The following is a 22,160-nucleotide window of genomic DNA, read 5'->3' on the forward strand; positions in this document are numbered from 1 at the left end:
AGTAAGCAGTGATTACTTACCGAACACGAACGGCATGACGATGCCGATGAGGGCAAGCGCCTCACAGAAGGCGAAACCAAGGATCTGGTTGGAACGGATCAGGCCGGCAGCTTCGGGCTGACGGGCCAGGGCCTCGGTGCCCTTACCGAAAACGATGCCGACGCCGATGCCGGGGCCGATCGCGGCGAGGCCGTAGCCGATGGAACCGAGGGAGCCGGAGACGCCTGCGGCGAGTTCGAGGGTCGCGGACATGCCGTTACTTCCTTCTCTTTCATGGACCGGTGGGGGTTGGCCACCGGGCGATCTTGGGGGCTTGAGAGCCGGGCCTTGCTCAGTGGTGCTCGGCGATGGCGCCCTGAATGTAGGTGGCGGAGAGGAGCACGAAGACGTACGCCTGGACCGCCTGGACGAAAAGCTCGAAGAGGATCATGGCGATCGTCATCACGAAGGAGACACCGGCCGCCGGGATCATGAAGCTGTTCAGCAGGTACCAGGAGGCGACGGTGAACATCACCAGCATCAGGTGACCGGCGAACATGTTGGCGAAGAGTCGCACCGAGTGCGTGAAGGGCCGGACGATCAGGTTCGAGAAGAACTCGATGAACGCCACGAGCCACTTGATCGGGCCCAGCGAGTTGTCGTAGCCGGTGATGTTCTTCCAGCCGCCGACGAACCCGTGACGCTTGAAGGTCAGGGGCACCCAGATGAAGTAGACGATCGCGGCGAGCACAACCGGGTACGCGAAGACCGAAGAAACCGGGAACTGGGTCAGCGGGATCACGGACCAGATGTTCATGATCCAGATGAAGAAGAACATCGAGACCATCAGGGGGACGTACTTCTCGCCCTCCTTCTTGCCCATCGTCTCGTAGACGATGCCGCGGCGTACGAAGTCGTAGCCGGCCTCACCGATCATCTGCAGCTTGCCCGGGACGACCTTGGCCTTGCCGAACGCCAGATAGAAGAAACTGACCACGACGAGGGTCGTCAGCAGGGCGAGCAGCATGACCTTGTTGAACTCGAACCCGCCGACCGTCGCGATCGGCTTGAAGAGGAACGAGTGCAGGCCTGGAGCCGGGAAGCCGCATCCGTCGGACATGATCCGACAGCTCCATTCAAAGGCGAGCTCAGTTTGGTCAGCACTCACCGCGGGCTCCTTCGGCGTGACGCATAGGTACGGCAACCTCGTTGTCGTGTCGGCGCGGCGCGCAGCCGCGATTCGGCACCAGACTGGTGTTTCGGATGTGGGCGCGGCGTTCAGGCATTGAGCCTCGCGATCGTGCAGGCGTCAGCTCAGATGCCCGCGCCAGCAGTGCCGCAGTTGGCACCGGACGATAGCAGCATCTCGAACGGCCATTTATCCCGCCCCTACCCTTCACGTCGAGGACCCCGACTTCTCCGGCTTGTCGCTCTGCTCGGAGTCGGGGTCAACGTAAAGAATCTTGGCCTTCATGAACGCGCGCGCCTGCGACGCCATCCATACGACGGTCGCAACTACGAGGCCCACGGCGAAAGCCTTGGGGTTGAACAGCGTGGTGTCCTTGAACAGGGCCACGAAGACGAGAAGCAGCAAAAGCTGAACGACGTAGAGCACCAATCCCATCATCTGGAACAGATGCGGAAGTGCCTTCGCCGTTCGCTGCAGCGCGAACATCCCGAGCCCCATGAAGGCGATGACCACCAACGTGCCGACGACCGCCCCGAGTGCTCCCTTGCCGCCCGCGACCACACCGCTGACCACAGCGGCGATCACGCCGACGGCAGCAGTGGGTACGGCGGACTGAAGGAGAGTTCGGGTGTCTTGAGACGGCATGGCGGCGCTCCGCTTACTGATGGGGGCAGGGTGTCGTCATGGACGAGCGTAGTCCGGGGTCGAGAGTGTCCCTCGGGCCAATAGACCGTCGCACTACGGTCCTTCGGCTCTATCCCCTGGTTTCGTGAACGGTATCACAAACTATTTGATGAGGTCTTTACCTGGTAGGTGTGCTCGCTGTCACACATGAGAGTTAATCCGCGCGTCTGTGCACTCAGCGAGGCAACTTGTCTGGTAATGGGCAAGTTTGCCGCCCACTGTCAGCTCGACGAACCGGCCTTGCGCCGATCCTCGAAGCGCGAGCGGGTGCCAACGGCCGTCGCTCCGTTGACGTCTGTGCCGACCGGAGGACGTTCGTCCGTCGCGGCACCCGCATCGTCCGGCTCGTCCGCCGCATCCGCCCCGTCGGCCGCGGAGGCGTCCGCGGAGGCGCCCCTGCGCCGCCGGTAGCGCGGCGGGACGAAGGACTCGGCCCAGTGCGGGACGTGCGGGGTGTACCGCGGCAGCAGGAGCAGCACCAGGCCCACCGCGCTCAGCGCGACGATCGCGAACAGGATCCACATGCTGGCCGAGTGCACCGAGTAGGCGACCGTGCCGAAGCCGATGAGCGCCGACCAGAAGTACATGATCAGCACCGCGCGGCTGTGGGAGTGGCCGATCTCCAGGAGGCGGTGGTGGAGGTGGCCCCGGTCGGCGGCGAACGGCGACTTGCCGTTCCACGTACGCCGGACGATCGCGAGGACCAGGTCGGCGAACGGGATGGCGATGATCGTCAGCGGCATCAGGAGCGGAATGAAGACCGGGAGCATCGCGTGCGTGGCATCGCGGGTGCCGCCGAAGTTCAGCTTCAGGGCGTCGCCGTCGATCTGCCCCGTGGCGGAGATCGCACCCGCAGCGAGGACCAGGCCGATCAGCATCGAGCCCGAGTCCCCCATGAAGATCCGGGCGGGATGGATGTTGTGCGGCAGGAAGCCCAGGCACATGCCGATCAGGATCGCGGCGAAGAGCGTCGCGGGGGCCGCGGCCTCGATGCCGTAGCCGTACCAGAGGCGGTAGGCGTACAGGAAGAACGCCGCAGCGGCGATGCACACCATGCCCGCGGCCAGGCCGTCGAGGCCGTCCACGAAGTTCACCGCGTTGATGGTGATGACGACGAGCGCGACCGTCAGGAGCGTGCCCTGGCCCTGGTCCAGGAGGACCATGCCGTAGCCGGGCACCGGGATCCACAGGATCGTCAGGCCCTGGAGGACCATGACGCCCGCCGCGATCATCTGGCCGCCCAGCTTGATCAGGGCGTCGATCTCGAACTTGTCGTCCAGGACGCCGATCAGCCAGATCAGCGCGGCACCGGAGAGCAGCGCGCGCGGCTCGTTGGAGCGCTCGAAGAGATCACTCAGATTGGGCAGGTGGTCGGCGACGAGCAGACCGGCGCAGAGCCCGAAGAACATCGCGATCCCGCCGAGCCGGGGCGTGGGCTCCCGGTGCACGTCGCGCGCGCGGATCTCCGGCATTGCGCCGGCCACGATCGCGAACTTCCGCACCGGGCCGGTCAGCAAGTAAGTCACCGCGGCCGTGATGCAGAGCGTCAGCAGGTATTCACGCACGGGCTTCCCCACAGGTATCGCTGGCCATCTCAGCCCCACACCCTAGCTCTGCGTGCATACGGTTGGGGACTTCCGGGTAGCGACGATGGTTGCACGAGTACGCGCCTTCCTCCGACGCAGCTACCCCGGCCTAGGCCGGATACGGCGGAAATCTGCCCACGAGTTCACGCACTTCTTCTCTTACTTTCGAGTCCGCCGCGCCATCGGATGGGTCACTCACCGCAGCGGCGAAGAGCGCGGCGACGCGCACCATCTCCGCCTCCCCCATGCCCTGCGTGGTCACGGCCGCCGTGCCGAGGCGCAGGCCGCGGCCGTCGGCGTACGGCAGGGCGCAGGTGTCCAGGACGAGTCCGCAGGCGGCGAGCCTGCCGCGGGCGGTGTGCGCGTCGGTGCCGAGCGGCGCCGGGTCGGCGAGGATCAGGTGGGTGTCGGTGCCGCCGGTGGTGATCGCGCAGCCCGCCGCGGCGAGCGACTGGGCCAGGATGCGGGCATTGGCGACGACCTGATGGGCGTACGCGGTGAAGGCCGGGGTCTCCGCCTCGCCGAACGCGACGGCCTTCGCCGCGATCGTGTGCATCTGCGCACCGCCCTGTGTGAAGGGGAACACCGCACGGTCGATACGGGAGGCCAGCCCGTCCCCGCACAGGATCAGACCGCCGCGCGGGCCGCGGAGCACCTTGTGGGTCGTGGCGCACACCACGTCGGCGTACGGCACGGGGCTGGGCGCCGCTCCCCCGGCGATCAGGCCGATCGGGTGGGCCGCGTCGGCGATGAGGTAGGCGCCGACGTCGTCGGCGATGTCGCGGAAGGCCGCGTAGTCGATGTGCCGGGGGTAGGCGATGGAGCCGCAGACGATCGCCTTGGGCCGGTGCGTACGGGCGAGCGTCCTGACCTGGTCGTAGTCGATGAGGCCGCTGTCCGCGTCCACGCCGTAGCCCACGAAGTCGAACCAGCGCCCCGAGAAGTTCGCCGGCGAGCCGTGCGTGAGGTGGCCGCCGTACGGCAGGCCCATGGCCAGGACGGTGTCGCCGGGGCGCAGCAGGGCGGCGTACGCGGCGAGGACCGCGGAGGAGCCGGAGTGCGGCTGCACATTGGCGTGCTCGGCGCCGAAGAGCGCCTTGGCGCGGTCGACGGCGATGCGCTCGGCGACGTCCACGAGCTCGCAGCCCCCGTGGTGGCGGGCGCCGGGGTAGCCCTCGGCGTACTTGTTGGCGAGCGGGGAGCCCAGGGCCGCGAGCACCGCGGGCGAGGAGAAGTTCTCGGCGGCGATGAGCTGGAGGCAGGAGGCCTGGCGTTCCTGCTCGGCGAGGAGGATCTCCGCCATCTGGGGGTCCGCTCCGCGGAGCGCGGCGAAGTCAGCGGGCGCCGTCGAGGCGGCGGTGGGTGCGGTGCCGACCGGCATGTTGGGCTCCGGGCCTCGCGAGGGGTGAGGGTCCCTCCAATGTAGGCCCGCCACACCGTGCCCGCGCGGTGTCGGGACCGCCCCCGCTCTACGCCTTGGCCGGTACGCCCGTCAGCGCCGTCACCACGGGATCGAGCGCCTCGCTGATCTCGTCGCCCACCGAGCGGAAGAAGGGCAGCGGGGCGCCGTAGGGGTCGTACACCTCGTCCGCCTCCGCGGTGGGCGCCAGGAGCCAGCCACGCAGTGCCGCAGCGGCCCGTACCAGGGCCCTGGCCCGCTCGACGACGCCTCCGTCGGGGTCGGGCAGGGTCGCCGGGTCTATGGCCCGCACAAGGCGCGTGAACTCCTTGAGCGTGAAGGTGCGCAGGCCCGCCGAGTGGCCCATCGAGATGACCTGCGCCCGGTGGTCCCTGGTCGCCGTCAGGACGAGGTCCGCGCGGATGACGTGCTCGTCGAGAAGCTCGCGTCCTTTGAAGCCGGAGGCGTCCGCGCCGAAGTCCGCGAGCACGGCCTCCGCGTTGGTCTCCATGGGGGCGCCCTCGTGCCCCCAGGTGCCCGCGCTCTCCACGATCAGGCCGCCGGTGAAGGGATCACCCAGGCGGTCCGCCAGGGCATGCCTGGTCAGCCGCTCGGTGATCGGCGAGCGGCACACATTGCCGGTGCTGACGTGGAGGATGCGGAACGAATCGGGATAAGCCGCTATGCCACGCCCCGTCTCAGGGGCTGTCAATTCGCCACCTCGAGGTCGGGTACCACCTTGCGGAGCTCCTCGGCGTCCAGGGCGCCCGCGCGCAGCAGTACCGGCACCTTTCCGGTGACGTCCACGATCGACGAGGGGACGATGCCCGGCGTCCTGCCGCCGTCCAGGTACACGGAGACGGAGTCGCCCAGCATCTCCTGCGCGGCGTCGCAGTCCTCCGGGGCCGGGTGTCCCGTGAGGTTCGCCGACGAGACGGCCATCGGGCCGACCTCGGTGAGCAGCTCGATGGCCACGGGGTGCAGCGGCATCCGGATCGCGACGGTCCCGCGGGTGTCCCCGAGGTCCCACTGGAGCGAGGGCTGCTGCTTGGCGACCAGGGTCAGCGCGCCGGGCCAGAAGGCGTCGACGAGCTCCCAGGCCGACTCGGAGAAGTCGGTGACCAGGCCGTGCAGGGTGTTCGGGGAGCCGATGAGGACGGGCGTGGGCATGTTGCGGCCGCGGCCCTTGGCGTCGAGGAGATCGGCACACGCCTCCGGTGTGAAGGCGTCGGCGCCGATGCCGTAGACGGTGTCGGTGGGCAGCACGACCAGCTCGCCACGGCGGACGGCCGACGCGGCCTCGCGCAGACCGGTCGTCCGGTCGGTCGCGTCGTTGGTGTCGTATCGCCGTGCCATCAGCGGGCCTCCTCGTACACGTACTGCTGGCTTGAAGTGGGTGTGCTCACGGCATCGCCTTGCGGGCGGTCGCGAACCTCGGCCTGTTGTTGAGGTCGGGGTGGTCGGCCGCGTCGGCCCAGCCCCGCTCCTCGGTGAAGATCCACGGCACCTGGCCGCCCTGGGTGTCGGCGTGCTCGATGACGACGACACCGCCGGGCCGCAGGAGGCGGTGTGCGGTGCGCTCGATGCCGCGGATCAGGTCGAGACCGTCCTCGCCGGAGAAGAGCGAGAGCTCCGGGTCGTAGTCGCGGGCCTCGGGAGCCACGTACTCCCACTCGGTGAGCGGGATGTACGGCGGGTTCGAGATGAGGAGGTCGACCTGGCCGTCGAGCTCCGGCAAGGCGTCGCGCGCGTCACCCTTGGACAGCTGGACCCTGGACCCCTCGACGTTCTTGCGGGTCCACTGCAAGGCGTCGTCGGAGAGCTCCACGGCGTGCACACGCGAGCGCGGGACCTCCTGGGCCATGGCCAGGGCAATGGCCCCGGAACCCGTACAGAGATCGACGATGAGGGGTTCGACGACGTCCATCGCGCGCACGGCGTCTATGGCCCACCCGACGACCGACTCGGTCTCGGGCCGCGGCACGAAGACGCCGGGCCCGACCTGAAGTTCGAGGTAGCGGAAGAACGCGCGCCCGGTGATGTGCTGGAGCGGTTCGCGTGCCTCGCGGCGCGCGATCGTCTCCCAGTACCGGGCGTCGAAGTCCGAGTCCTTGACGGAGTGCAGCTCGCCCCGCTTCACGCCGTGCACGAAGGCGGCAAGCTCCTCCGCGTCGTTGCGCGGCGAGGGCACGCCGGCGTCGGCCAGCCGCTGGGTGGCCTGGGCCACTTCCGCGAGCAGCAGGTTCACGCTGGTCCTCCGGGGCTGTGCTGAGCGATGGGCGGGTGCGGTCGTGGCTCAGGCTGCCGCGAGCTTGGCTGCGGAGTCCGCGTCGACGCAGGCCTGGATGACCGCGTCGAGGTCTCCGTCGAGCACCTGGTCCAAGTTGTACGCCTTGAAGCCGACGCGGTGGTCCGAGATCCGGTTTTCCGGGAAGTTGTACGTACGGATCTTCTCGGAGCGGTCGACGGTGCGGACCTGGCTGCGACGGGCGTCCGCCGCCTCCTTCTCCGCTTCCTCCTGAGCCGCGGCAAGGAGCCTGGAGCGCAGGATACGCATCGCCTGCTCCTTGTTCTGGAGCTGGCTCTTCTCGTTCTGGCAGGAGGCGACGACGCCGGTGGGCAGGTGCGTGATGCGCACCGCGGAGTCGGTGGTGTTGACCGACTGGCCGCCGGGGCCCGAGGAGCGGTAGACGTCGATGCGCAGGTCGTTGGCGTGGATCTCCACGTCGACCTCCTCGGCCTCGGGCGTCACCAGGACACCGGCCGCGGAGGTGTGGATCCGGCCCTGCGACTCGGTCGAGGGCACGCGCTGCACGCGGTGCACGCCGCCCTCGTACTTCAGGCGCGCCCAGACGCCCTGGCCGGGCTCGGTCGCACCCTGGCCGCCCTTGGTCTTCACGGCGACCTGGACGTCCTTGTAGCCGCCGAGCTCGGACTCGGTGGCGTCGATGATCTCGGTCTTCCAGCCGACGCGCTCCGCGTACCGCAGGTACATGCGAAGGAGGTCGCCGGCGAAGAGCGCCGACTCGTCGCCGCCCGCGCCCGCCTTGACCTCGAGGATGACGTCCTTGTCGTCGCTGGGGTCGCGGGGCACCAGGAGGAGGCGCAGCTTCTCGGTGGTCTCCTCGCGCTGCTTCTCCAGGTCCTTGACCTCGGCGGCGAACTCCGGGTCCTCCGCGGCCAGTTCACGGGCCGTCGCGATGTCGTCGCCGGTCTGCTTCCAGGCGCGGTACGTCGAGACGATCGGGGTGAGCTCGGCGTAGCGCTTGTTGAGCTTGCGCGCGTTGGCCTGGTCGGCGTGGACCGAAGGGTCCGCGAGCTTTGTCTCCAGATCGGCGTGCTCGCCGATCAGTTCCTCGACCGCCTCGAACATCGGGGGCTCCTGAGCTTTCTACGCGAAGGTTCTACGCGACGTAGTTCTGCACTGCGCTTGCGTCAGACGGCAAAGCGCCGGTCCCAACCGCCCCCTCCCGGGGGCGGCCGAAGACCGGCGCTGTGGCTCGCTACTTGTTGGCGGAGCCGGCGGCCTTGCCGAAGCGGGCCTCGAAGCGGGCCACACGGCCACCGGTGTCGAGGATCTTCTGCTTGCCCGTGTAGAACGGGTGGCACTCGGAGCAGACCTCGGCACGGACGGTGCCGCTGGAGATCGTGCTGCGGGTGGTGAACGACGCGCCACAGGTGCAGCTGACCTGGGTCTCGACGTACTCGGGGTGGATTTCGCGCTTCAAGGTGTCTCCTAGTTTCGGGAGGGCGCCGGGTCGTACGTGCGGATTGCTCGTACGTGAACCGGGGCCGACGTACCAGTCTGCCAGGACCGGTCGCATCTGCCCAAACCGGGGTGGGTTCTGTTCTATTCCCGGCGGGCTCCCCGGGCGCCTACTTGCTGCTCACCACATCGCTCGCGTCGCCCTTGTCGCCGGCCGACTTCTCGGTGGCGGACTTGGGGATCGGCTTGTCGGCCTTGAGCGCGTCCCAGACCTGCTGGTCGGCCTTCTCCAGGGGAAGGACGCGGTTGGGGTCCGCGGGGTCGTACTGGATGGGCAGCGTCACCATCTTCATGTCGCCCGCGCCGATGCCCTTGAGGCCGCCGGCGAAGCCCGCGAGGCTCTTGACGTCGTTCAGGTCGGAGTCGGTGGTGATGGCGCTGGTCGCGTCGTTCGCCAGGTCGTAGAGCTTCTTCGGGTTGCTGAAGACGCCGACGTCCTTGACCTGGTTGATCAGGGCCTTGATGAAGGCCTGCTGGAGCTGGATGCGGCCGAGGTCGCTGCCGTCGCCGACGCCGTGCCGGGTGCGGACCAGGCCCAGGGCCTGCTCGCCGGTGAGCTGGTGCGTGCCGGCCTTGAGGTTCAGGTGGCTGTCCTTGTCGTTGATCGCCTTCTTGGTGGTGATCTCGACGCCGCCGAGGGTGTTGATGAGCTTCTTGAAGCCCGTGAAGTCCACTTCCAGGTAGTGGTCCATCCGGATGCCGGACATCTTCTCCACGGTCTTGACAGCACAGGCGGGGCCGCCGACCTCGTACGCCGTGTTGAACATCTGCCGCTGACCGCCTGGGTCGCTCTCGCCCTCGTCCGTCTCGCACTCGGGGCGGGATATGAGGGTGTCGCGGGGTATCGAGACGACGCTGGCCGTCTTGTGGCCCTTGTTCACGTGCACGATCATCGCCGTGTCGGAACGGGCGGCGCCCTCGTCCTTGCCGTACTTGGCGTTGTCGCCTGAGCGGGAGTCGGAGCCGAGGACGAGGATGTCCTGCGAGCCGTTGTCGATGTTCTCGGGGCGGTCGGTGCCGAGCGCCTGGTTGATGTCGACGCCCTTGATGTTGCCGTTGAGCTTGAACCACACGAAGCCGAGGCCCGTGCCGCCGAGGACGACCACCGATGCCGCGGTCCACGCGGTGACGACGAGGACCTTGCTGCGCTTCTCGCGCGGCTTGCGACGCCGGCCGCCCCCGCCCCGGGAGCGCTTGGGTGCCGTATCCGCCGCGGGTGCGCTCTCGTCGGTCATGTGCTCCTCAGTCCTCGTCCGGGTCGGGTACCCCCTGCTTTCAGGGTCAGGCGTGGTGTGGCGTCACTTGTCAGACTCACTAGTCAGACGTGGAAACCGAAAGAAGGGTTGCACAGCGCTTTGTGAGCGCCTTTGAGCACGCTCGTGACTCCTCGTGCACTCCTGCCCCGCTTTCCCGGCTTCTCACCTGCGGTTTTTACCTCCGCCGGGCTACTGCCCGTGACTGTAGGAATTTCTTAGGCATGTGGCCAAGGTCATTCAGCGGCGGTCACGCGGGGTCAAGCACGAAGGGCCGCCCCCGTCGGATGACGGGGGCGGCCCTTCGTGTGCGTGGTGGTACGCGAGGACTAGTCGTTGCCGTTGCCCGGCGTCGGGGTCGTCTTCGCGATCTGCATGAGGAACTCGGCGTTCGACTTCGTCTGCTTCATCTTGTCGAGAAGCAGCTCGATGGCCTGCTGCGAGTCGAGCGCGTGCAGCACCCGGCGCAGCTTCCAGACGATCGCGAGCTCTTCGCTGTTGAGCAGGATCTCTTCCTTGCGGGTGGAGGACGCGTCGACGTCCACCGCCGGGAAGATGCGCTTGTCGGAGAGCTTCCGGTCGAGCTTGAGCTCCATGTTGCCGGTGCCCTTGAACTCCTCGAAGATCACCTCGTCCATGCGCGAACCGGTGTCGACGAGCGCGGTCGCGAGGATGGTCAGCGAGCCGCCGTCCTCGATGTTGCGCGCCGCACCGAAGAAGCGCTTCGGCGGGTAGAGCGCGGTCGAGTCGACACCACCGGACAGGATGCGGCCGGAGGCCGGGGCCGCCAGGTTGTACGCACGGCCCAGACGGGTGATGGAGTCGAGAAGCACGACCACGTCGTGACCCAGCTCGACGAGACGCTTGGCGCGCTCGATGGCCAGCTCGGCGACCGTGGTGTGGTCCTCGGCCGGGCGGTCGAAGGTCGAGGAGATGACCTCGCCCTTCACCGACCGCTGCATGTCGGTGACCTCTTCCGGACGCTCGTCGACCAGGACGACCATCAGGTGGCACTCGGGGCTGTTCGTGGTGATCGCGTTCGCGACCGCCTGCATGATCATGGTCTTGCCGGTCTTCGGCGGAGCCACGATCAGACCGCGCTGGCCCTTACCGATCGGCGACACGAGGTCGATGATGCGGGTGGTGAGCACGCCCGGGTCGGTCTCCAGACGGAGCCGGTCCTGCGGGTAAAGGGGCGTCAGCTTGTTGAACTCCGGTCGCCCGCGCCCGGATTCAGCCGCCATGCCGTTCGCCGAGTCGAGGCGGACGAGCGCGTTGAACTTCTCGCGGCGCTCGCCGTCCTTGGGCTGGCGGACGGCGCCGGTGACGTGGTCACCCTTGCGCAGGCCGTTCTTGCGGACCTGGGCGAGCGACACGTACACGTCGTTCGGGCCGGGGAGGTATCCCGACGTACGGATGAACGCGTAGTTGTCGAGGATGTCGAGGATGCCCGCGACGGGGATCAGTACGTCGTCGTCGGCGACCTGCGGCTCGTTGGCGCCGCCGAACTCGTCGCGGCCACGACGGCCACGGCGGTCGCGGTAACGGCCGCGGCGGCCGCGGCGGCCACCCTGCTCGTCGTCGAAGTCGTCCTGCGGTCCGTTGTCCCGCTGCTGGCGGTCGCCGCGGTCCTGCCGGCCTTCGCGGTCCTGGCGGCCGCCCTGCTGGCGGTTGCCGCCCTGCTGGTCGTCGCCCTTGTTGCCGCGGCGGTCGCGGTCCCGGCCACGGCCCTGGCGGTCGCGGCCCTGGCCGCGGTCACGGCGGCCCTCGGCGTTGTTGTCGCCGGAGCCGTCGCCCTTGGCCTCGGACGGCGCGTCCGTCCTGGCGTCGTTCTTGGCGTCGCCCTTGCCGTCGTTCTTCGACTCGTTCTTCGCCTCGGCGGTGACCGTCTCAGGGCTGCCAGCGTCGGCGGTGGCACGGCGACGGCCGCGGCGCTCGCCCTTGTCGGCACCCGCGGGCTGGCCCGGGATGTCGATCTGCTGCTGGGCGGCCTCTTCGGCCTTGGCGCCGGCGGCCGGCTCGGCCTTGTCGGCCTTGCTCGCCTTGGCGGCCTTCTCCGTGCTCGCGGCGGTGGCCGCGTTGTCTTCACCCGTCCGGGCCTTCGAGGTGGCGCGGCGCTTGGGCTTCGTCTCCGTCTCGGCGGACGACGCGGCGGGCGCGGCGCTCTTGGCGGAGGCACCCCCTCCGGCCTGCGCCTCCTTGATGACCTCGATCAGCTGGCTCTTGCGCATCCGCGCGGTGCCCTTGATACCGAGGCCGGATGCGACCTGTTGCAGTTCCGCCAGCACCATGCCATCGAGGCCGGTGCCGCGGCGCCGCCGGGACCCGGCCGAAGCACCGGTGGCAGGCGCCGCAGAGGCGTCCGTGGCGGGCGTGTCGGCAGTCACGCCCATCAGATCGGTGGTGTCGCTCACGAAGGGTCCTTCCCTGGAGCGGACGTCGGCCTGTCTGGCTCGGCGACCGGTTGTGCTGTCCGGAGGTCCTTTGGTGTGTGGACCGTGCCGGGGCGGTGGTCCGCCAACGCGCGGCGGAAGAATTCACTGGTGATGGCGAGTCCCGGTGAGGTGCCACTGATGTGCGGTGTCACTCGGCTCGGTCACGCCGGTTCCGGAGCGTGCTCGGCACCGCTCAGTGCGGGGCACAGAGCAGTTTGGGAGGCTCCCGGAAGGATGGATGTCCCGGACGGGGACACGAAGCACCTCGCCATGGTGGGGTCGGGTGCAGACTTGAGGTTAACACTACCGGATCCAACAAACATTCCCCCTCTCCAAATCCGGCTATCAGGTGTCAAGGCGCAAGCGGCAGCACGCTCGCACCGGTCGCGTCGAGCGCCAGACGGTTGGCCGCCCAGCCCTCGCCCGCGAGGCGTGCGACCTTGTCCGCCGCACTCTCATCGGCCAGCGCGAGGACCGTGGGCCCCGCACCGGAGATCATCGCCGGGACACCGTCCGCGCGCAGGCGTTCCACCAGGGCGGCGCTCTCCGGCATGGCGGGCGCGCGGTACTCCTGGTGGAGCCGGTCCTCGGTCGCGGGAAGCAGCAGCTCGGGGCGCCTGGTCAGGGCCTCTACGAGCAGCGCGGCACGGCCCGCGTTGGTGGCGGCGTCGACGTGCGGGACGGTGCGCGGGAGCAGTCCGCGCGCCGTCTCGGTGAGTACGGGCTTCCCCGGCACGAAGACCACCGGAACGATGGATTCGGCGGGGTCCATCCTGATCGCCCTGGCCGCTCCCCCGTCCATCCAGGAGAGCGTGAAGCCGCCGAGCAGACAGGCGGCCACGTTGTCGGGGTGGCCCTCGATCTCGGTGGCGAGTTCGAGCAGGGCGTTGTCGTCCAGACGGGCGTCGCCGCCTATCGTCACGGCGCGCGCGGCGACGATGCCCGCGCAGATGGCGGCGGACGAGGAGCCGAGGCCCCGGCCGTGCGGAATGCGGTTGGCGCAGACGATTTCGAGCCCGCGCGGCTGTCCGCCGAGCAGGTCGAAGGCGGTGCGCAGGGAACGGACCAGCAGATGCGACTCGTCGCGCGGGAGCGTGTCGCTGCCCTCACCTGCGATGTCGATGTTCAGTCCGGAGTCGGCCACCCGCACGACGACGTCGTCGTACAGACCCAGCGACAGGCCGAGGGCGTCGAAGCCCGGGCCGAGGTTGGCGCTGGTGGCGGGGACGCGCACCCGGACGGCGGCGGCGCGGAACGCGGGACCGGCCATCGCTCGATGACTCTCCTTGAGCTGCGATCTTTTGAGGACTTGCCACGTGATGAGGCACTACCCGAAGGCCGCTCTGCGGCAGCACCGCGGCATATGCGGCGGGGCGGGTTCGGTACAGCCTATCGAAGGAAGGTTCTGTGGCGACATAGGGCGCACAGGAGGCGCACGATGCGTGTCGTAAGCCCCCTGTGCACCCCCTGTACGGAGTTGCGGGTTTTCCAGACGGTTATGCCCGCCGCACCGCGGCGGTCATGCCCGTCGTACTACAGCGGTTATCCCCGGCCGGGGAGGTTATGCCAGACCGAGACGCTCGGCCGCGGCGGCCGAGTCGACCGGGACCGTGACCGGCTGCGGTGCGCCCGCGACGGCCCAGTCCGGGTCCTTGAGGCCGTTGCCGGTCACCGTGCAGACGATGCGCTGGCCCTTGTCGACCTTGCCCTGCTCGGCGGCCTTCAGCAGACCGGCGACGGAAGCGGCCGACGCCGGCTCGACGAAGACACCCTCCTGGGACGCCAACAGCTTGTAGGCGCGCAGGATCTCACGGTCCGTCACCTCGTCGATGAAGCCGTCCGACTCGTCGCGCGCGTCGAGGGCGTGCTGCCACGACGCGGGGTTGCCGATGCGAATCGCGGTGGCGATGGTCGACGGGTCCTTGACGATCTCACCGCGCACGATGGGCGCGGAACCGGAAGCCTGGAAGCCCCACATCCGGGGGGTACGCGACGAGATCGAGTCGGCGGCGTACTCCTTGTAGCCCTTCCAATAGGCCGTGATGTTGCCCGCGTTGCCCACCGGCAGGACGTGGATGTCGGGGGCGTCGCCGAGCGCGTCCACGATCTCGAACGAGGCCGTCTTCTGGCCCTCGATGCGGAACGGGTTCACCGAATTGACCAGCGCCACCGGGTAGTTCTCGGAGAGGGCGCGGGCGAGGTTCAGGCAGTCGTCGAAGTTGCCGTCGACCTGGAGGATCTTCGAGCCGTAGACGAGCGCCTGGCCCATCTTGCCGAGCGCGATCTTGCCCTGCGGCACGAGGACCGCGCAGACCATTCCCGCCCGTACGGCATAGGCGGCGGCCGAGGCCGACGTGTTGCCGGTGGAGGCGCAGATGACCGCCTTGGCGCCCTCCTCCTTGGCCTTCGTGATCGCCATCGTCATGCCGCGGTCCTTGAAGGACCCGGTCGGGTTGGCACCCTCGACCTTGAGATGCACCTCGCAGCCCGTGCGCTCGGAGAGCACCTGCGCGGGCACGAGCGGCGTGCCGCCCTCGCGGAGCGTCACGACCGGCGTCGTGTCGGAGACGGGGAGACGGTCCCGGTACTCCTCGATGATTCCGCGCCACTGGTGGGTCATTGCTGGTTACTCTCCTTCAACCCGCATGATGCTGGCGACACCACGCACGGTGTCGAGATTCCGCAGTGCCTCGACGGTGCCGCTGAGGGCGGCGTCGGGCGCGCGGTGGGTGACGACGACGAGGGAGGCCTCGCCGTCCTTGCCCGTCTGACGGACCGTATCGATCGATACGCCGTGCTCGGCGAAGACCGTCGCGACCTGGGCGAGGACACCCGGCTTGTCGGCCACGTCGAGGCTGATGTGGTAGCGCGTGACGACCTCGCCCATGGAGCTCACGGGCAGCTGGGTGTACGCGGATTCGCCGGGCCCGGTGGCCTCGGCGAGCTTGTTGCGGCAGACGGCGACGAGGTCGCCGAGAACCGCCGACGCGGTGGGCGAACCGCCCGCGCCGGGGCCGTAGAACATCAGCTGTCCGGCGGCCTCGGCCTCGACGAAGACGGCGTTGTACGCCTCGCGGACCGATGCCAGCGGATGACTGAGCGGAATCATCGCGGGGTGCACGCGCGCGGTGACGGACCCGCCGTCGGCGGCCCGCTCGCAGATGGCGAGCAGCTTGATGGTGCAGCCCATGCGCTTCGCGGACGCGAAGTCGGCGCCGGTCACCTCGGTCATGCCCTCGCGGTAGACGTCGTCGAGACGTACGCGCGTGTGGAAGGCGATGCCGGCCAGGATCGCGGCCTTGGCGGCGGCGTCGAAGCCTTCGACGTCGGCGGTCGGGTCGGCCTCGGCATAGCCGAGCGCGGTGGCCTCGTCGAGGGCTTCCTGATAGCCGGCACCGGTGGTGTCCATGGCGTCGAGGATGAAGTTGGTCGTGCCGTTCACGATGCCGAGGACGCGGTTGACCTTGTCGCCGACGAGGGACTCGCGCAGCGGCCGGATCAGCGGGATCGCGCCGGCGACGGCGGCCTCGTAATAGAGGTCGCGGCCGTGCTCCCCGGCGGCGGCGTGCAGTGCGGCGCCGTCCTGGGCGATGAGCGCCTTGTTCGCCGAGACGACGGATGCGCCGTGCTCGAAGGCGGTGGTGATGAGGGTCCTCGCGGGCTCGATGCCGCCGATGACCTCGACCACGACATCAATGTCGCCGCGTTTGACCAGCGCGGTCGCGTCCGTGGTGACGAGTGAGGGATCGATTCCGTCCCGCACCTTCGACGGACGGCGGACGGCCACCCCGGCGAGCTCCACCGGGGCACCGATCCGGGCCGTGAGGTCGTCGGCGTGCGTCGTCATGATGCGCGCCACCTCTGAGCCGACGACCCCACAGCCCAGCAGCGCCACCTTCAGCGGACGCGTACGCATCATCCGACCTCACTTCTCATACATCTACAGTGGGACCAGTCTCGCCCACCGGATCGCGGATTCCGTCCACGGTCCGGATCGTGAGACATCTATTTCACTGGCCGATACTCTGCCAGACGCCGTTGCCCGGCCGTCATTTCCTCAGTTGTTTCTTCAGCCGACATCAAGGCGAAGGAGATCCTCCTCCGTCTCGCGCCGGACGATGACCCGCGCCTGTCCGTCCCGCACGGCGACGACCGGCGGACGCAGGGCGTGGTTGTAGTTGCTCGCCATGGAGCGGCAGTACGCGCCGGTCGCGGGCACGGCGATGAGATCACCGGGCGCGAGGTCGGCCGGAAGGAACGCGTCCTTCACCACGATGTCGCCGCTCTCGCAGTGCTTGCCGACGACGCGGACGAGCATGGGCTCGGCGTCCGACTCGCGCGAGACGAGCGCGACGCTGTACTCGGCGTCGTAGAGCGCGGTACGGATGTTGTCGGACATGCCGCCGTCGACGGAGACGTACGTGCGCAGGCCTTCGAGCGGCTTGACGGTGCCGACCTCGTAGAGGGTGAAGGCGGTGGGGCCGACGATGGCGCGGCCGGGCTCGACGGAGATGCGGGGGGTGCGGAGATTGGCGGCCTCGCACTCGCGCGTCACGATCTCGCCGAGCGCCTTGGCGATCTCGTGCGGCTCGCGGGGGTCGTCCTCGGAGGTGTAGGCGATGCCGAGGCCGCCGCCGAGGTCGATCTCGGGGAGCTCGACGCCGTGCTCGTCACGGATCTCGGCGAGCAGCTGCACGACGCGCCGCGCGGAGACCTCGAACCCGGCCATGTCGAAGATCTGCGACCCGATGTGGCTGTGTACGCCGATGAGTTCGAGCCCGTCGAGCTTGAGGGCCCTGCGTACGGCCTCGGCGGCCTGGCCGCCGGCGAGGGCGATGCCGAACTTCTGGTCCTCGTGGGCGGTGGCGATGAACTCATGGGTGTGGGCCTCGACGCCGACGGTCACGCGGATCTGCACGCGCTGGCGGACGCCGAGCCGGTCGGCGACGTGCGCGACGCGCACGATCTCCTGGAAGGAGTCCAGGACGATGCGCCCGACGCCGGCGGCGACGGCCCGCTCGATCTCGTCCTCGGTCTTGTTGTTGCCGTGGAAGGCGATGCGGTCGGCGGGCATCCCGGCGGCGAGGGCGGTGGCGAGCTCGCCGCCGCTGCACACGTCGAGGTTGAGCCCTTCCTCGTGCAGCCACCGGACGACGGCGCGCGAGAGGAAGGCCTTGCCGGCGTAGAAGACGTCGGCGTCGGAGCCGAAGGCGCCGCGCCAGGCGTGGCAGCGGGCGCGGAAGTCGGCCTCGTCGAGGAAGTAGGCGGGGGTGCCGAACTCCTCGGCGAGCCGGGTCACCTCGATCCCGCCGACGGTGACGACACCGTCGGCGGTGCGGCCGACGGTCTGCGACCAGACCTTCGGGTCGAGGGAGTTCAGGTCGGCGGCCGGGGCCGTGTAGTGCCCTTCGGGCAGTACGTCGGCGTGGCGGGGCCCGGCGGGGTGTGCGGAACGGCTCATGTCGCGTTCGTCTCTCTCACTTCATTCACGTCTGACTTCACGTGTCACACGTACTCGGGTGCGCTGATGCCGAGCAGGGACAGGCCGCCTGCGAGCACCGTCCCGGCGGCTTCGGCGAGCGCGAGCCGGGCGCGGTGGGCGGCCGAGGGTTTCTCGTCGCCGAGCGGCAGGACCGCGGGCTGGAAGGCGAGGAGGGCATCGGCGGTGTGGACGAGGTGCCGGGCAAGGCGGTCGGGTGCTTGGTGCTCGGCGGCGGCGGCCAGGACGCGGGGGTGGGCGTCGAGGGCGTCGAGAAGGTCACGCGCCGCCCCTGTCGTGTCCCCGGCTATGTCCCCGGCCGTACGGGTGAAGCCGAGGGCGGCGGCGTTGCGGGTGAGGGCGCGGGTGCGGGAATGGGCGTACCGCACGCGGAAGAGGGGGTTGCTCGCGCGCTGGACCAGGTGCTCTTCGCTGATGCGGGGCCGGTCGTGGGCGGCGGGGCTGAGGAGGGCCCAGCGGGCGGCGTCACGGCCGAGGAAGACGGGGTCCGCCGGGGCGGGGACGGGCCGGAGGGTCTTGAGCGGAACGGGGGGCGTCCCGTGCGCGTCGACCCGCACGCCGAGGCCGGCGGCCCACGCGGCGTCGGGGGCCTCCTCGCAGGTGCTGCGCACGAGGGCGCCCCGGGCGACGAGGATGCGGCGGAGGGAGTCGGCGAGGACGGCGGCGCGGACTTCGCGGGGGAAGTGGAGCTGGTGGGGGCCGCGGGAGCCGGGGCGGGCGTGTCCGTAGCGGGCGCCGCGGGTGAGTACGTCGTGTACGAGTTCGGCGGCGGCGCTGCTCCCCTGCCCGCCTTCACCACCCTCACCACGCCCGCCCTGGCCCGGGTCGAGGGTGATGTTGAGAAATCCGGGCCCGGTGATGTCGATGGCCGCGATGCCGGGTTCCCCGGCGAGCCGCGGGGACAGCACTTCGGCCACCTGGCGGGGCGAACGCCCGGCGGCACGGGCGATCTGCAGGGCGACATTGGTGGCGTAATCCCCGCACCCGCCGGGCCGGGACCGCTCGACGACGACCTTCCGTGCGACACCTTCCCCACCGGGTTCCCCCAGGTCACCAAGGCCACGGAGCTCCCCGTCAGCAACGGCACCACGCATGGCGCGCAGCACGGTACGGGAGAGCTCGACGGGGGTCACGGGTCAAGCGTATGGGAGGAGGGGGGTGGGGACGCGCCCCGGTTTCCCGATGGTCCGGGATGTGGACGGGTGGGGGCTCTGGTCGCCCGGGTCGGGTCAGCCGCCGGGGCGGCCCGCGCGTTCGGCCTCGCCGGCGGCTCCGCGTTCACCGCCGAAAGAACCACGACCGTTCTCGCCGTCGTCACCGCGCTCCATCAACTGCCGTACGATCCAGAGCAGTTCGTTGGGTTCGAAGGGCTTGGCCAAAAACGCGTCCACCCCTACCTCAAGGCCGCTCTCCACCTCGTACTGAGTGCAGGCGCTGACGATGACGATGGGCAGATGGCGGGTCCGCGGATCGGAGCGCAGCCGCGCGGCGGCCCGCAGCCCGTCGAGGCGGGGCATGACCACGTCGAGGGTGACGACATCGGGTCTGACCTGATTCACCACGTCCAGGCATTCGGCACCATCAGCCGCGGTCACGACCTCGAAGCCCTCCAGCTCGAGGTTGACCCTGATCAGTTGCCGGATGACCTTGTTGTCGTCCACAACAAGCACGCGGCCGGACACGCCTGACACAACTCGAGAGTAGGTCCGCGCCCACCGCCGCGTCCGGGTTTTCCCCACTTCCGCCCCGTGCGGGGGCGCGTACGACGGAGCGCGCGGCCAGCCGTCGGTGACCTCTGTGACGGGGGGTACGGATGCGGCGGCGCCCACGGCCATGGAGTGCGGAAATACCTGTTCATGGGGAGCCGTTCGGAGCTGGTAGGGTTCTACCCGTCGCCGCGCAACCCGCGCTGACACGCCCCCGTAGCTCAGGGGATAGAGCAACGGCCTCCGGAGCCGTGTGCGCAGGTTCGAATCCTGCCGGGGGCACTCGCCGAAAGCCAGCACAGATCATGCGCTGAGCAGGGCGGATGCCGACAGGAAGAGCGGGAGCCAGTTTCACTGGCTCCCGCTCTTTTTTGCTGTCTCTCCGTGCCGGGTTCCCGAGATGTCGGTGGTGCTAGGGTTTTCGCCTGATCATCAGGAGGCTCACTGTGGGTAGTCAAACCGACATCATCAAGGACGATGCCGTACCAACTACCCCAGAACCGACGACCTACAAGGTCGTCGACCTCTTCTCCGGGGGCGGCGGAATGAGCTTTGGATTCCATGCTCATCCGCACTTCGAAGTCATCGGAGCGGCCGACGCCCAGCTGGGAAAGCCGAGCAGCCCCAAGGGTTCGCTGGCCTGCAACACCACCTATGAATCCAATATCGGGATCACCCCGGTCGAGACGGATCTGGGCTCGGTCGATCCCGAAGCACTGCGGAAATCCATGGGCGTGACGTCGCCCATCGACATTCTTTCGGCCTGCCCCCCGTGCACCGGATTCTCCCGCACCAATGCCAAGAATCACCTCGAGGACGACAAGAGGAACAGCCTCGTCGGCCGCACCATCGTCTTCGTCGACGCTTTCCAGCCCAAGATTCTTGTCATGGAGAATGCCCGGGAGCTTCTTCAGGGGCGTTGGGCCCATCATTTCGACGTTCTCAAGAAAGATCTTGAGGCGCGTGGTTATACGGTCCATGCCCAGAATCACGTCCTGAACAAGTTCGGCCTTCCGCAGGTGCGCGAGCGGGCGCTCGTCATCGCCGTCGCCCCCGGATACGACCTGCGGACGCTCGAAGACGCGTGGGCCGGCCGGGCCCTGGCCCCGGAAGCCACCACCGTACGGCGTGCTCTTGACGGAGTGCCCGCGATCAATGCCGGTGAAGCGCACCCCTCGGACGACGCGCACGCCTCCCCCAGCTTCCATTCCCCGGCCACGCTCGGGCGGCTCCAGAAGATCCCGCACGACGGGGGTTCCTGGCGGGACCTGCTGAACGTCCGGGGCGGGAACGACTTCCTGACGCCCGCCATGGTCAAGTCCGTGGACAAGGGAGACTTCGGCAGCTTCCCCGACGTCTACGGCCGCATGGCCTGGGACCGGCCCGCTCCCACGATCAAGCGGGAGTGCGCGCACGTGGGGAACGGGCGCTACTCCCACCCCACGGAGAACCGCCTCTGCTCGGTTCGGGAGCTCGGGATTCTCAACGGCTTCCCGCGGACCTACAAGTTCGACGGCACCAGCCTCAGCAACAAGTACCGGCACATCGGTGACGCCGTCCCGCCCCTCGTCAGCTACCAGCTCGCCTCCGTGTGCCACTGGATCCTGACCGGGGAACGACCGAGTGTCAGCGATCTCATCCTGCCGGGGACTCATCTGCGGCCCGATGACATCCGGGAGACCGATGCGGCTGATTCGCCCGCCCCGCAGGTTCGGGAATTCGCCGCCGCCTGACCCCGAAGGACAGATCTGACCTCGAAGGGCAGAAATGAATAGTGCTGCACGGAGTGAGCTGGCGGCGGGCATAGCCCAGCTCGACGAACACCAGGCGCATGTCGTGCACGGTGTTGTCGCACAAGTCCGGGATTCCGCCGACGCCGCGGACGCGTATGCGCTCCTCGGCAAATGCGACGAGGCCCAGCTCAGGCAGATCCGGAATATCGTCGACTCGATGCTCCGGCCGATCGACTCGTCCATCAATCCGCAGAGCGATCTCGTCTCCCATGCGTTCTCCGCCGAATTCAAGGCGCGCTTGCAGGCTCATCACGGGACCCACACCACGCCGCTCGACCGGCTGGCGTTCGAGAACGCGCTCGCGGCCTCATGCGGCGTCGAAGGCATGGCCGTCGAACTTGCGCCGAGCAAGACGACCCGCTTCTGGGATCTCCGGGTGGACGGCAAGCAGGTCTCGGCCAAGAGCACGAGTGCCAAGGACATCAAGCTCCATGAGCTGCACACCTCGAAGCTCAGCGAAGGCGCCTGGATCCAGGACTGCCGGTCGGCACGGATGCGGTACGACGGCACCATGAAGCTGTTCGACGAGTTCCTGGCGGCGGTCCAGCGCTGGATCATGCTGCGCACGTTCAAGCTCAGGAGTGCTCCCGGCACCCTCGTCTATGAGCTGGTCGAAGTGCCGATGTCGCTCGTCGCCGCCGTCAAGGACCTCGGTGTCCAGGAGTTCTCGTCGGACTCGCCTCGCATAGACGTGCACGACGAACAGGGAATGGCGCTCCAGCTCGTCCTCGACCGCAGCGACTCGAAGATCACCATCAAGAAGATCCCCAAGCAGCGTTGCATCGTGCACGGGACCTGGAAACTCGAAGGCGATTACTCGGGCCCGTTGATCGCGGGGTGACGGGACCGGCGCGGCCCTCCAGTCGCGGA

Annotated in this window: 20 protein-coding genes and 1 tRNA gene; 3 read left to right on the plus strand and 18 right to left on the minus strand. The window is 68.8% G+C overall.

Going from position 1 to position 22,160, the window contains the following annotated elements; translation table 11 throughout:
- Positions 1–12: 12 nt before the first annotated feature.
- From atpE to ACQKIP_RS03995, 18 genes are all read right to left on the minus strand, one after another.
- The gene (atpE, locus tag ACQKIP_RS03910) at positions 13–252 is read right to left on the minus strand and encodes an ATP synthase F0 subunit C (protein WP_360767137.1); all 240 of its coding nucleotides are present in this window, start codon (positions 250–252) and stop codon (positions 13–15) included.
- Positions 253–331: 79 nt separating this feature from the next.
- The gene (atpB, locus tag ACQKIP_RS03915) at positions 332–1,099 is read right to left on the minus strand and encodes a F0F1 ATP synthase subunit A (RefSeq protein ID WP_365860634.1); all 768 of its coding nucleotides are present in this window, start codon (positions 1,097–1,099) and stop codon (positions 332–334) included.
- A 276-nt stretch (positions 1,100–1,375) separates the two neighbouring features.
- Entirely contained in the window at positions 1,376–1,813 is a 438-nt protein-coding gene (locus tag ACQKIP_RS03920) for a hypothetical protein (protein WP_365860633.1), read from the minus strand.
- Positions 1,814–2,073: 260 nt separating this feature from the next.
- Positions 2,074–3,417, minus strand: coding sequence for an MraY family glycosyltransferase (locus ACQKIP_RS03925; RefSeq protein ID WP_365860632.1), 1,344 nt, complete (start codon positions 3,415–3,417; stop codon positions 2,074–2,076).
- A 130-nt stretch (positions 3,418–3,547) separates the two neighbouring features.
- Positions 3,548–4,819, minus strand: coding sequence for a serine hydroxymethyltransferase (gene glyA, locus ACQKIP_RS03930; RefSeq protein ID WP_365860631.1), 1,272 nt, complete (start codon positions 4,817–4,819; stop codon positions 3,548–3,550).
- Positions 4,820–4,907: 88 nt separating this feature from the next.
- Positions 4,908–5,549 (minus strand): protein-tyrosine-phosphatase, encoded by a 642-nt coding sequence (locus ACQKIP_RS03935; protein ID WP_365860630.1) that lies wholly within the window; start codon positions 5,547–5,549, stop codon positions 4,908–4,910.
- A complete protein-coding gene (locus ACQKIP_RS03940; RefSeq protein WP_361181432.1) occupies positions 5,546–6,193 on the minus strand; it encodes an L-threonylcarbamoyladenylate synthase in 648 nt (215 codons plus the stop codon). The genes ACQKIP_RS03935 and ACQKIP_RS03940 overlap by 4 nt, the downstream gene beginning before the upstream one ends.
- Positions 6,194–6,239: 46 nt before the next feature.
- Positions 6,240–7,085 (minus strand): peptide chain release factor N(5)-glutamine methyltransferase, encoded by an 846-nt coding sequence (gene prmC, locus ACQKIP_RS03945; RefSeq protein WP_365860629.1) that lies wholly within the window; start codon positions 7,083–7,085, stop codon positions 6,240–6,242.
- A 48-nt stretch (positions 7,086–7,133) separates the two neighbouring features.
- Entirely contained in the window at positions 7,134–8,210 is a 1,077-nt protein-coding gene (gene prfA, locus ACQKIP_RS03950) for a peptide chain release factor 1 (RefSeq protein WP_365860628.1), read from the minus strand.
- A 130-nt stretch (positions 8,211–8,340) separates the two neighbouring features.
- Complete coding sequence (rpmE, locus tag ACQKIP_RS03955; RefSeq protein ID WP_190081944.1) at positions 8,341–8,565, minus strand: 50S ribosomal protein L31; 225 nt, start codon at positions 8,563–8,565, stop codon at positions 8,341–8,343.
- Positions 8,566–8,713: 148 nt separating this feature from the next.
- On the minus strand, positions 8,714–9,838 hold the full coding sequence (locus ACQKIP_RS03960; RefSeq protein ID WP_365860627.1) for an LCP family protein: 1,125 nt from the start codon (positions 9,836–9,838) through the stop codon (positions 8,714–8,716).
- Positions 9,839–10,185: 347 nt separating this feature from the next.
- Positions 10,186–12,270, minus strand: a complete 2,085-nt coding sequence (gene rho, locus ACQKIP_RS03965; protein WP_365860625.1) for a transcription termination factor Rho — start codon at positions 12,268–12,270, stop codon at positions 10,186–10,188.
- 373 nt (positions 12,271–12,643) lie between these two features.
- Positions 12,644–13,561 (minus strand): homoserine kinase, encoded by a 918-nt coding sequence (gene thrB, locus ACQKIP_RS03970; RefSeq protein ID WP_365860624.1) that lies wholly within the window; start codon positions 13,559–13,561, stop codon positions 12,644–12,646.
- Positions 13,562–13,852: 291 nt separating this feature from the next.
- Complete coding sequence (gene thrC, locus ACQKIP_RS03975) at positions 13,853–14,911, minus strand: threonine synthase (protein ID WP_361181444.1); 1,059 nt, start codon at positions 14,909–14,911, stop codon at positions 13,853–13,855.
- Between the two features lie 6 nt (positions 14,912–14,917).
- Positions 14,918–16,207, minus strand: coding sequence for a homoserine dehydrogenase (locus ACQKIP_RS03980; protein ID WP_365860783.1), 1,290 nt, complete (start codon positions 16,205–16,207; stop codon positions 14,918–14,920).
- Between the two features lie 153 nt (positions 16,208–16,360).
- Positions 16,361–17,752 (minus strand): diaminopimelate decarboxylase, encoded by a 1,392-nt coding sequence (gene lysA / locus ACQKIP_RS03985; RefSeq protein WP_365860623.1) that lies wholly within the window; start codon positions 17,750–17,752, stop codon positions 16,361–16,363.
- A 44-nt stretch (positions 17,753–17,796) separates the two neighbouring features.
- Entirely contained in the window at positions 17,797–18,924 is a 1,128-nt protein-coding gene (nrtL, locus tag ACQKIP_RS03990) for an ArgS-related anticodon-binding protein NrtL (RefSeq protein ID WP_365860622.1), read from the minus strand.
- A 96-nt stretch (positions 18,925–19,020) separates the two neighbouring features.
- Entirely contained in the window at positions 19,021–19,530 is a 510-nt protein-coding gene (locus tag ACQKIP_RS03995) for a response regulator (protein ID WP_365860781.1), read from the minus strand.
- 177 nt (positions 19,531–19,707) lie between these two features.
- Here ACQKIP_RS03995 and ACQKIP_RS04000 point away from each other — a divergent pair.
- From ACQKIP_RS04000 to ACQKIP_RS04010, 3 genes are all read left to right on the plus strand, one after another.
- Positions 19,708–19,779: transfer RNA gene (locus ACQKIP_RS04000), tRNA-Arg, on the plus strand.
- A gap of 164 nt (positions 19,780–19,943) precedes the next feature.
- Complete coding sequence (locus ACQKIP_RS04005; RefSeq protein ID WP_365860621.1) at positions 19,944–21,230, plus strand: DNA cytosine methyltransferase; 1,287 nt, start codon at positions 19,944–19,946, stop codon at positions 21,228–21,230.
- Positions 21,231–21,264: 34 nt separating this feature from the next.
- Positions 21,265–22,131, plus strand: a complete 867-nt coding sequence (locus ACQKIP_RS04010; RefSeq protein WP_365860620.1) for a hypothetical protein — start codon at positions 21,265–21,267, stop codon at positions 22,129–22,131.
- Positions 22,132–22,160: the final 29 nt, after the last annotated feature.

The organism is Streptomyces sp. NPDC059900 (assembly GCF_050270335.1).
Taxonomy (GTDB): Bacteria; Actinomycetota; Actinomycetes; order Streptomycetales; family Streptomycetaceae; genus Streptomyces.